At 54.1% G+C, this 10,819-nt stretch carries 9 protein-coding genes and 1 pseudogene; 3 read left to right on the forward strand and 7 right to left on the reverse strand.

Features of this window, described 5'->3' with window-relative positions; translation table 11 throughout:
* Positions 1 to 142: 142 nt before the first annotated feature.
* The 3 genes from A3SI_RS02755 to A3SI_RS02765 form a co-directional block, all read right to left on the reverse strand.
* On the reverse strand, positions 143 to 1,006 hold the full coding sequence (locus tag A3SI_RS02755) for a sterol desaturase family protein (protein WP_009053530.1): 864 nt from the start codon (positions 1,004 to 1,006) through the stop codon (positions 143 to 145).
* A gap of 61 nt (positions 1,007 to 1,067) precedes the next feature.
* Complete coding sequence (locus A3SI_RS02760; RefSeq protein ID WP_009053531.1) at positions 1,068 to 3,041, reverse strand: TonB-dependent receptor; 1,974 nt, start codon at positions 3,039 to 3,041, stop codon at positions 1,068 to 1,070.
* Positions 3,038 to 3,781, reverse strand: coding sequence for a hypothetical protein (locus A3SI_RS02765; RefSeq protein ID WP_009053532.1), 744 nt, complete (start codon positions 3,779 to 3,781; stop codon positions 3,038 to 3,040). Before A3SI_RS02765 ends, A3SI_RS02760 begins: the two co-directional genes overlap by 4 nt.
* 768 nt (positions 3,782 to 4,549) lie before the next feature.
* On the opposite strand from A3SI_RS02765, the gene A3SI_RS02775 reads away from it, so the two are divergent.
* The 3 genes from A3SI_RS02775 (at position 4,550) to A3SI_RS02785 (ending at position 6,890) form a co-directional block, all read left to right on the forward strand.
* On the forward strand, positions 4,550 to 5,728 hold the full coding sequence (locus tag A3SI_RS02775) for a DUF5686 family protein (protein WP_238531568.1): 1,179 nt from the start codon (positions 4,550 to 4,552) through the stop codon (positions 5,726 to 5,728).
* A gap of 241 nt (positions 5,729 to 5,969) precedes the next feature.
* Positions 5,970 to 6,530, forward strand: coding sequence for a hypothetical protein (locus A3SI_RS02780; protein ID WP_040669891.1), 561 nt, complete (start codon positions 5,970 to 5,972; stop codon positions 6,528 to 6,530).
* Between the two features lie 105 nt (positions 6,531 to 6,635).
* Positions 6,636 to 6,890, forward strand: coding sequence for a hypothetical protein (locus A3SI_RS02785; protein WP_009053533.1), 255 nt, complete (start codon positions 6,636 to 6,638; stop codon positions 6,888 to 6,890).
* A gap of 22 nt (positions 6,891 to 6,912) precedes the next feature.
* On the opposite strand, the gene A3SI_RS02790 is transcribed toward A3SI_RS02785, so the two are convergent.
* The 4 genes and pseudogenes from A3SI_RS02790 to A3SI_RS02800 all read right to left on the reverse strand — a co-directional run.
* Positions 6,913 to 8,619 carry an amidohydrolase gene (locus tag A3SI_RS02790; RefSeq protein WP_009053534.1) on the reverse strand — a complete coding sequence of 569 codons (1,707 nt, stop codon included), beginning with the start codon at positions 8,617 to 8,619 and terminating at the stop codon, positions 6,913 to 6,915.
* A gap of 152 nt (positions 8,620 to 8,771) precedes the next feature.
* Positions 8,772 to 9,254: pseudogene (locus tag A3SI_RS21430) on the reverse strand (aminotransferase class I/II-fold pyridoxal phosphate-dependent enzyme); the annotation flags it as partial.
* Between the two features lie 2 nt (positions 9,255 to 9,256).
* Positions 9,257 to 10,090 (reverse strand): pyridoxal phosphate-dependent aminotransferase, encoded by an 834-nt coding sequence (locus A3SI_RS21435; RefSeq protein WP_009053536.1) that lies wholly within the window; start codon positions 10,088 to 10,090, stop codon positions 9,257 to 9,259.
* A 91-nt stretch (positions 10,091 to 10,181) separates the two neighbouring features.
* Positions 10,182 to 10,819 (reverse strand): formylglycine-generating enzyme family protein (locus tag A3SI_RS02800; RefSeq protein ID WP_009053537.1); only part of this gene is annotated, 638 nt, incomplete at its 5' end.

Raw genomic sequence — 10,819 nt, forward strand, 5'->3', positions numbered from 1 at the left:
GAGAAATTATTAAATACTTATGTACTCATTTTTCTTCCCCTGATTTTGCGCTCCGCGCAAAAAAGAGGAGCGAAAAGCCTGCTCCCCTCTCGCTCCTTTTTCTTTTTCATTGCTTTTTTGGGCCTTCAGGCCTCATTTTGCCCTAAACGCGACTTTTTTCCACATGTTCTGCCGCACCTACCGACTTCCGAGGTGCTTGCCGATAAGGCTGAAAAGGAAGTTTTAGAATCGTCCAAATGTCATCACTTTCCTTCGGATCAGGATGGGTGTCGAGCCCGTACCGCAGCGACCTGTTGTCCACCGCCCGGTAGGTGCCGAAGAGGCGGTCCCAAAAAGAAAAAATGTTTCCATAGTTGCAGTCTGTCAGCGGCTGCTGCTCGTGGTGATGCACACGGTGGATGCCTGGCGTACAAAACACCCAGCCCAAAACCCGATCCACTGGCAGTGGCAGTGCCACATTTGAATGATTAAACTGGGTCAGCACCACGCTCAGCGACTGGTACATCATCACCATCCAGATCGGAGCGCCCACGATGAATACCGCGAATAGCGTGAACACAAAGCGCAGCACCGACTCCCCGGGATGATGCCGATTAGCCGAGGTGGTGTCCACATGGCGATCCGTGTGATGCACCAGATGAAACTGCCACATCCACTTGACCTGATGCTCCAGCCAATGAATAAAATAGGCGCCGATTAAATCCATCAGTAAAATACCCAACAGCACGAAGGCCCACAGCGGCAGCTCCGCCAGATACAAGAGGCCAAATTCCTGCGCCACCACCCAGTCCGAGGCCTTCACCAAAATAAAAGCCAGGGGCAAGTTGACCAGCACCGTCGTCAGCGTCAAAAATAAGTTCGTACGCGCATGTTTCCACTTGGTGTACGAAAAGGTAAAAAGCGGAATCAGGTACTCCAGTACCCAAAAGAAGGTCAAGCCACCGACTAACAAAAACGTGCGGTGGCTTGAGGGAATGGTTTCGAAATAATTGATGATATTTTCCATGGGTTTCCTTGTCAATCGGCCTTAATTTAAGCCATTTTACGAAAAACCCCAAATAGCCCCTTTAGTTTGCGCCCAGCGTCAGCACTTTACGCGTGACACGCCCGACCTCATCCATACCTTCGACCACCACGAAATGCTTAGGTGCTTCATCGCTATTAAAGTAATCCAAATAAGCGGTTTCACCGGGAACCAGCTCCACCTCAGGGGCCCAGAACAGCGTCACCCGCTTGTCATTCAGGAAGTTTTTCTCATCCTCCTGATCATAGGCCGGCACATAAAATTCTCGGGGAAAGGTAAAGCCCCCTTGGCGGGTGAGAAGCGTCCCGGGAGCATCTGCCCGCGCCCGCTCTGCACCTGTTTTCAGGTAAATGGCGATGGCTCCATTCGCTCCCTGAGAGCCGAAAATGGCCGCTTTAGCCGGATCCTTAAAGATATCGATAAAGGAAACGTCTCGCGGGTTGAGCGCTAAAACCGTCCCAATATCCACCGGTTGATTGTCCACCAGAAACAGAGGTTCCGTCCCGCCTTGCACCGAGCCTACACCGCGAATTTCCACAGAAGCTCCCAGCGTGGTGGTGGTGACACGTACGCCTGCCACTCGCCCCTGAATCATCTGAAAAATATTCACAAAACCCTCAGCACCAGGGATATCGTCTGCACGTAAGGTCACATCCCCATCCCCGTAAATCTTGCGCTGCCGCTCATCTTCGGCCTGAATGGTTTCCGCCTGTATGGTAACCGCCTCTAAATCAAGAATGCGCTCTTCATCCAGCATGGTATTCATCAGGCGGCGCTCATTAAAGGTAGCGAGCAGCGCGGCTGGAATTTGGCCCGGGGCCAAAACCTCCGGCTCCAGTTGCGTAAAATACGCCTCCGGCACCTCCAAAACGATTTTCACAAACTCCCCCTTGCGATCGTCCTTCGCCGAGAGCACCACCGTCGTGGTATCGAAATAATCCATTTCCACGAAAATAAAGCGCCCATCCTCTCCGAAAGTAGTCTGGATGATGCCCTCCCCATCATCATAAATCGCACTGATGGAACCCCCACGCAGGCCGCGACGGGAGCTTTCCAACTCCTCCACGCGTCCTTCGATGTTAATGCCCCGCTCTATCAGGCGCTTGACCTCCGGAAAGTCCATTTCCTGCACCTGCTCCCAGTTGATTTTCCGCCAGCCCTGCGTGCGCATCAGTAAGTCCCGCGCGCGCAAAGTCTCCTCAGACTTATCCTTAAAATAATGCGCTGGCTGATGGATTTTGCCCTTTAAATCCCCCGCTAAAAACAAGGAGGTGTAAATCGTTTCATGCGCCGCCGCAGGGTCATCCGCCTGCGCAGCATCTAAGACCGCGACGGAGACTTTGGCCGGCAGGCCCTCCTCCGCTGAGGCCAGCTGAAGGCCCAAGCGCTGCGGGGCACGGCGACCCTTTCCAGCGGATTCATCCTGAACAGCCACCTCGAAAAGCGCCTCTGCCTCATCATGGAAATACTGCCGCTCTAAGAGAGGCTTCCCATCACGGGTCACCACCGTAAGCGTATTCACCCCCGGAAAAAGCGTGTTTTTCGGGATGCGGGAGCCCCAAATACCATTCGTGAGCATGCCCGGCACCATGAAGGAAATGAGATTTTCGCTTTGGTTAATCAGCACCAAGTCCTCCTCTATATTCCCCTGAATAAAAACGGTTACATAGCTCAGCTCCGGCTTGTCCACCAGCTGCAGCACAAGCCCTTTCTCCTGAATTTCAGGAAGTTTTACCGGAACCACTGCCTCGGAATTCGGATCGAAGGCCTCGATTTTTAGGGCAGCATCGCGGGCTACCTGCAAGCTAAACTCGCCCATGCCACCGAAAACAGTGGGCACCTCTTCGAGCTCCTCCCCCTGCTGCACCCGCAGAAGCACCTCGGCAGGGCGACCATCGGGATACTGCGCACGGAAAGCGACCGTCTGCTTAAATCCGTCCACGAGATGGCCCCCTTCTGGTAAAAGTTGCACGTCCACCTGGCTGAACGCATACGGGATAGCGAAGCGTTTGCTCACCTCATAGGCCTCATTTTCGACGTAATAAAATTCGATATATTGTTTCGTGAATGGCTGCTTCTCCCAGCTAAACCGGAACTGCGCCTCTCCCTGGCTATTAAGTAGAAGTTCACTCTCACGGACTGTTGGCCTTCGGCAAAGAGCGCGTAACGCAAAGAAGCATTCGCTAGTGGCTGCCCACTTCGGTCGCCCGCCTGCAGGAGAATTTCGTAGGTCAGTTGCTCCTCCGTTTCCACCACATCCACAACCTCAAAAAGAGGGTAAAAACTCTCATTTTCCGCATCGATCACTTGGATGTCTGCGGAAAAGAAGTGGTCATCGCCGAAATTTTCCATCCAGGCGGTGTAGGCTTTCACCCGGTAGAGGCCCTCAGCGGCAAAGTTCGGCAGTGTGAGCGCGCCGTGCCCATGACCGCCCTTCAGTTGGATTTTCTGTTCCTCCACCTTTTCGCCTTCACCATTAAAAAGAACCACATAGAGCACCTGGCTCAGGGGGGAAGGCAGGCGTCTGCTGCCGGCGGTGAGGTACGCTTTAAACCAGAGGGTCTCTCCCGGCGTCACCGTGCGCTTGTCCAGGTGTAGGTGTACCCGCTCCCGTGGATTGTTCGCTTCCAGCTCTTGGAAGTAGCCTAAGATAGCTTGGAGATAAGGATCCTCACTGGCCTTTTGGGCGAAGACCGAAACAGGCGACGTAAAAAACAGCAGTAGGAGGAAAAGTAAGGGGAACCGTAATGTACGCATATGAAATCAGCTAAAACATTAATTATTTAAAATATTTTCTATTAATAAGTCAAATCCAAAATAAACACTTCTTCTGTTAGAAAACAAACCCTATCGCCTAAAAATTAGGGGGAGCAACGAAATTTTAATAGATTTTAAGAAAATTACCCCCATTCACCAACCAACCGAATATTCTTTTCGTTTTCTTACCATTGACAGGGAAAACAGCTAAGGATTTAGGCTGAAATAGCGAAGCGAAACGAAGCGCTATTTACTGGAGAAAGTGGATAGTGGTGCATTAACGGTTAGGTACATGCAGGTTTTAAAAAGCGTACAGGGGATACTTATTTTTCTTTTCTCAGCAGGTTTTTTTCTAGCACCTCAGCAGATGCAGGCGCAGGAAGCACGAGGCATCCAGCTCTTGGACGCGGATAATCGGCGCCCGCTGCCCTTCGTACACATCCGCTTGCTGGCAGATCCTGCTCAGGGAAGATCCAGCGACGGGCAGGGCTATTTCCGCACCCCCGCGCAGTGGCAGGCGGAGGACTCCCTGCGCATCAGCCATGTGGGCTACCAGGAAATGCGGCTGAAGGTCGCAGATCTCCCGGAGGGTGGCCAGCTTCTGCTGCAGCCGAGTCCATTAGAAATGGAAGCATTTACCTTTTATGCAGGAGAGAATCCCGCCTTAGCGCTGATGCGTAGGGCCATTGCGGCTGCGCCGCAAAACGACCCCAATAAGCTCCCCTCTTACCGCTACGAAAGTTACCAAAAAACCTGCTTACTCGTTTTATTCCCGCCTCCTGGTACGAAGAGGGGCGCGAGTTCGAGGAAAGCCGTCACCATGCATACATCGCCGAGATCACGGCCGAAACCTGGTATAAAAAGCCCGGTCGCAGGCGCACCACCATTCTCTCTTCCCAAAGCAGCGGCCTCTCGAACCCCATTGTTTTTCTGGCCTCGCAGGAAATCCAGCCCTTTTCCTTTTATGAGGAACACATCGATTTCTTAGAGGAAGGGCTCCTGAATCCCCTGTCTACGGCGGGCCTGCGCAAGTATGACTACTACCTCGAAGACAGCATCCGAGAGGGAGAGGGACTCCTTTATCGGGTTCGTTTTCAGCCCAAGGCGGGCAAAGTACAGCAGCTGGGCGAGGGGGTGCTGTACCTCGACGCGGAAAGCTATGGGTTGGCGCGCTTTCAGTTCGCCAGCAGTGGGGAGCTACAAGCGCTGACCCTTCAGATCGTGCAGGAGAGCCGCCGCATCGAGGGCCGCTGGTTTCCGGTGTTTACCCAAACGGTCTATGCAGTCCCGGAACTGGAGGGCAGATTCGGGCTACCCTCCATCGTGCAGGAACATACGCTGGGTGCTATTGAGGTCGGTGCGCTACCTGCTGGAACCCGTTTTGGCACGATCAAGAGTCAGCTAGCGGCGCCAGGAATCTATCAGCAGGAAATCGCTTGGCGTCCGGAGACCTTGACGGCCAAAGACCAGGAAACGTATGCGCGTTTCGATTCTCTGGACACGGATGAGCGGAAAGGGCTGCAGTTTTTGGAGAAAGGCGTGGAATTTTTAGTGCAGGGAGGGATTCCTTTAGGGCCAGTGGATGTGGAGCCGCTGAAGTTGCTGCGTTTTAATGCCTTTGAAGGATTCGCGCCGGGGATAGGGCTGCGCACGAATGAGCGCATTTCCTCCCGCTTTAGGCTGAGTGGGTACACGCGTTATGGTTTTCGTGATCGTGCGTGGAAGTTCGGGGGCACGCTGGAGGTCCCCGTAGAGCCCCATTATGACACCCGAATTTTCGTGGATGCACGGCGAGATATAGCGGAAATAGGAGAACAGGACCTGCATTGGCTCCATCCTTTAGCTCGGGCAGTGATGTCTTTCGCCGCTTCCGCCGTAACCGCATGGACCAGGTGCAGCATATCGGGCTGCGGGTGCAGCAGCGGCCACTCCCTGGGCTGCAGCTGAGCCTCTTCTCGCTGGTAGAGAACCGGACCCTATTGCCCACCTTTTTCGAGACAGCCCCCACCTCCGAGGAGCTGCTCACCCAGTTTCGCCATGCGGAAACGGGCATCACGCTACGCTATGTGGGGAACGAGCAAGTTTCCCGTGTAGGGGGCAGGTTGATCAGCTGGCGCACGGCTTACCCCATCGTGAGCCTGCGCGTTTCACGGGCCATGGACGGCTTTTTAGGGGGAGAAACCTCGCTTTGGCGCGGCGCCTGCGCGTGCAGCAGCAGTGGCGGACGGGCTTGGCTACGCATCAGGTACAGCTGGCGGGCTATGGCGTTTGGGGCGAGCAGGTGCCGCTATCCTTTTTACAGACCGGTTTCGGGATACGTGGTGAGCTTGATCCAGAGGATCCGAGGCCGAGTTCAGAGGCTGGGCTTTCGCTGCCCGGCTACTTGCAGACCATGCACGTGTACGAGTTTCTGACAGACCGCAGCTTGCATCTCAGCTATGCTTTTCAGACTGCGCCGCTAATCGAGCGGCAGCTGGGGGATGTGTTAATCGGTCCGCGGCTGAAGCTGCACCAGCAGTATGCGGTAGGAACTTTAGAAAACGTGGAGCGCTACCAGTTTTTTGACTTTCAGACCATGGAAAAGGGCTTTTGGGAGAGCGGCGTGGAGCTGCCGCAGCTGGTAAGGATTAAAAACGGCAGTAGCTTTTATAACATCGGCTTCGGCTATTTTCATCGCTGGGGGGCCTATGCCTTTCCGCGCGCCGCCGATAATGGCGTATGGGTGATGAACCTGATCACGAGTTTTTAGGGGTTGGTTGGATTAAATTTTAACCCTATGCCCCCTTGTCATGCGAAAAATAGCATGTACTTTCGTCCTTCATACGGCCTGCTGGCCCATTAAAAAATCTTCCTTATGCTCTTCCAAAGCCCCGACTACCCTGCTCCCCTCTCTGAAACACGCTTCCACCACTGGCTCGAAGCCGGACGCGCCTCTAAAATGCCCTACGCCTACATGGCCATCCTCTGGGATGAGCTGGAAGGAGCCTACCAAGTGCTCTACCTGGAAGAAAGAAAAGAAGTGCTGGCACTCCCACGCTATAACCAAAGCCCCGAGCGCCAGACACTTATCGCCGCTTACGACCTCTACACAGAAGGCAAAATCGCCTGATGCAGCCGGCCCGCGCAGCGCCTTAATCTGCTGCAGCATAGACGATCTTGCCGCCCACCACAGTCATCTTTACTTTTGTTTTCAACAAGTCCTGATCGGCCACCGTCATCAAATCCTGATCGAAGATGGTGAAATCGGCTGCTTTGCCCACGGCTAAACTCCCCTTAAAATTTTCCTCAAATTCCGCATAGGCACCATCGAGCGTGTACGACTTTAACGCCTCCGCACGACTCATCTTCTGATCCGGCTCGAAGCCTTCCTCAGGCTCGCGCGCTAAAGTCTGCCGCGTCACAGACGCAAAATAAGAAGGAATCGGGTCTAAAGGCTCCACAGGTGCATCCGTGCCATTCGAAATGACCGCACCAGACTGCAGGAGCTTCTGCCACACATACGCCCCATCCTTAATCCGCTTCGGGCCAAGGCGCCAAATCGCCCACGGTCGATCCGAGCTCAAGTGTATCGCCTGAATCGCAGCGATTACGCCCATAGCGCCGAATCGGTCGATATCGTCTACATGCAAGTGCTGTGCATGCTCGATGCGGAACCGGTGGTCCTTAGCCTCTGGAAATTTCGCGAAAGCTGCCTCATAGCGGTCCAGTACCTCGCGATTCGTGCGGTCGCCGATAGCATGCGAGCAAACCTGAAAGCCTAACTCCAAGCCTTTCTCCGCCACTTCGGTCACCAAGTTTATCGGCATGGTCTCATGCCCACGATGTCCCGGCTTGTCGGTATAATCTTCCAGCAGCCAAGCCCCCCAGGGACCTAAGGCGCCATCCATGTTTAACTTGATCGAGCGCACCGTCAACATGTGGTCCTCATCGATAAGAGGCCCCTTCTCATACCACTCTTGGAGCAGCTCCGGCTGCCGGCTGGTCAGCATCACGTACATGCGCGCCGTGAGACGCCCTTCCGCTTTAAAACGTGCCAGCAGATCGATAACATCTTGCCCACTTCCCGCATCATGGAAAGAAGTAATCCCCTTCTCTGCCAGTTCCTGCAGCGCCAGCTCTAAGGCGCGCTCCATGCGCTCCGGTGTGTCCTGCGGCACTAGCTTGCTCACCAAATAGGAAGCTCGCTCCACCAGAACCCCCGTAGGATTTCCCTGCGCATCGCGGATAACTTCTCCTCCTTCTACCTCTTGCACCCGATTTTCGGAACCCAGCACGGTGATGCCCGCCAGCTCCATCGCCTTTTGATTCACAAAAGAAGCGTGGCCAGAAGCATGGGCCAGATACACCGGATTATCCGGCGTCACTGCACTTAAAGCATCGTGCGTTTGGAACCCCTTCACCGTCTGCTCCGGCATCTGGATCCACTTGTCCTGATGCCAGCCACGCCCGGTAATCCATTCCCCCGGAGCCATCTCCTTAGCCGCCTCGGCCACCTTTTCGACGAGCTCCTCGTAGGTTTTGACATACATCAAGTCCACGTCCAGCTTATTATAACCGATTCCCAGCAGGTGGGCATGTGACTCGATAAAGCCCGGCGTCATGGTGCGCCCCTTCAGATCGATCACCTGCGTACCCTTACCGCGATATTCCTCGAGCGCCTCCAGCGTGCCCAGGGCTAGGATGAGGCCGTCTTTCACAGCTACAGCCTCCACTTCGGGTTGATCCGGCTCCACGGTATAAATTTTTCCCCCAGTAAAAATTAGATCTGCCTCCGTGCCGGCTCCCGAACAAGCGGCCAGCAGCATGGAAACAAGCAATGCGTGTAACAGGTATTTCATGCGTTTCATTTTATGATGGTGTGCCCGAAGGTAACCATTTCCCGCGAGCGCAAAAAATGCATCCTTACGAGCGGTAGAAGCGAGTCCTTAAACTGAGTGGGACGCTGAGAGCACTGCGGACTTCTTTGGCCCGCGGGCCAAAGCCTACAGCCTCAGGGCTGCATACGGTTTCGCACGACAAAAGCGCATAAGCGGCGTAGGGCCTCGTCTAAATCTGCGGGACTTAGGCCACTGATGACCATGCGGAAATAGCCTTTTTCTGTGTGCCCGAAACCTGCTGTGGGAGTAAGTAGGAGTCCTGTTTCTTCGTAAATACGCAGCCAAAGGGCCTCTTCATCCGGCTCTTGGCCAGGGGGAAAGCAGTCTCGCAAGCTAAACCAGGCGAATAAACTACCTGCAGCATGGAAATAAGGCACCTGAAGCTGATCCAAAGCCCGCGCCACCTGCACAAAAGCTGCGGTTAGGGCCTTTTTATGGCGGGATAAAAAGGTCTGCATAAAGACCTTGTCGGCTAAAAGACGGGTCAGTATCCACTGCGTGTAGTTGGACATACCATGCGTGAGGGCCGTATTCCGGAAGGCCTGCATAAGTGCTTCTGAATAGCTGTGCAGCACCCCCACACGGAAGCCTGAGAGCCCTAGATCCTTAGAAAATGCATACCAGAGGTGAAGATAGGGCTGCGATGCCGCGCCATGATGTCCCCAAAACTACGAAAATGGGGTTTTTCGAGCGCTTGGGAAGCCAGCTCAGGATGGCTCCAATCCAGCTGCGATAGCCCATAAATTTCATTTACGATCAGGTGTACCCGCTGTTTCATGCACCACTGGGCGAGCTGCTCCAGCTGCGCTTCACGGTAAATGCCTCCAGTGGGATTATCGGGCTGGGTGAGGATAAGCATGCGCATACGCTTCCCTTTGGCACGAAGTGCTGTAGCCTGCTCCTCCAGCACCGAAAGCGGAAGATCCAGATAGGGCCCACGGTGTTCTAGGCTGTCTGCCAGCGGGATATCCACCCGGCGAACACGCGCTAGTGCCTGCAAGTCAGCAGTGTAAACAGGATAAGCAGGAGCAGGAATAGCCGCCACATCCTCCGGATCAGCGAGCAGAAAAGCACTCATCTCGATGATGGAGGTGGCACCGACGGCCGTGGCTATGGTGTCGACAGGGGGCGCCTGCGCAAAGAGATGTTGGCCTAGAAAATCAGCAATAGCCGCACGAAATTCGGGCACCCCTGCGGGATCTCCGTATGTAGCTGCCCACTCTGGTGGTGCCTCCTCTTTAGCTAAGGCATGCAGGCGCTCCTGTAAAAAGGGCCAGTTAAGGAGATTTTCCGCGACATTTAAAAGCAACTTACCCGCAGGATTCTCCGTGGGATGGTAGCGGTTTTGCATGGCCTCGAAGTAGAGCGCTAAATCTACACGAGAGGGGCTTTGGGCGGCAGCCCTCCCCAGGGAAGAAAGGGAATCAGACATGAACAGGAAGCATTTTTAGGTACACATGTGCTGGAAGCGAACCTACGAAAAAATCCTGTAATCAAGAAACCCCCTCCCCCGGAGCTTACAGCTATAGGTCTTTCACCAATCGGATGCCTAAGATGCCTGAAGGCCAATCCAGCGGCCAATTCAGCTGAACATTATTGGTTATCCTGCCGATTTCACAGGTCTCTTGGTCATCTATGTAGCTCCCCCCTATTAGGACGAACTCCCCTGGATTCCTCACAGAATAGACAAGCTCACACACGTTCCCTGCGAGATCGTAAATTCCTAACTCATTCGGCGCTTTGGTTCCCACTGGCTCAGGAAAGTAATTGTCAGAGTTCTTTTCGTACCAAGCTACCTGCCTGATCTTATTCCCTCCCGGGTAAAGAAAAGCGTAATCCTCCTGACCTGCCCGAGCGGCATGTACCCACTCAGCATAGGTAGGAATCCGCTTGCCCACCCACTGGGCATAAGCCAAAACATCCTCCGGTGCTAGGGCTAAAACCGGCCTGTTTTGAAGCTTTGGCTCTGTACCCATATCTAGTGGAATGCCCCTCTTAGCGTAGTAGCGATGTGTTCTCCAAGTATGATCCTTCAATACTTGCCACCCTTTACCGGGAACGGTCGCCATGATCCCTCCTATACGCTCGGCTACAGTAACATATCCAGTGGCCTCCACGAAAGCATAAAACTCGGCATTCGTCACCTCATACTGGTCCATGT

Origin of the sequence: Nitritalea halalkaliphila LW7, from assembly GCF_000265075.1 — a bacterium.
Classification (GTDB): Bacteria; Bacteroidota; Bacteroidia; order Cytophagales; family Cyclobacteriaceae; genus Nitritalea; species Nitritalea halalkaliphila.

Bases quoted from the DNA above. Each gene is read 5' to 3' on its own strand.
- A3SI_RS02785 (WP_009053533.1), top strand. From the start codon at position 6,636: ATGCTCTTCCAAAGCCCCGACTACCCTGCTCCCCTCTCTGAAACACGC.
- A3SI_RS02790 (WP_009053534.1), bottom strand. From the start codon at position 8,619: ATGAAATACCTGTTACACGCATTGCTTGTTTCCATGCTGCTGGCCGCT.
- A3SI_RS02755 (WP_009053530.1), bottom strand. From the start codon at position 1,006: ATGGAAAATATCATCAATTATTTCGAAACCATTCCCTCAAGCCACCGC.
- A3SI_RS02765 (WP_009053532.1), bottom strand. From the start codon at position 3,781: ATGCGTACATTACGGTTCCCCTTACTTTTCCTCCTACTGCTGTTTTTT.
- A3SI_RS21435 (WP_009053536.1), bottom strand. From the start codon at position 10,090: ATGTCTGATTCCCTTTCTTCCCTGGGGAGGGCTGCCGCCCAAAGCCCC.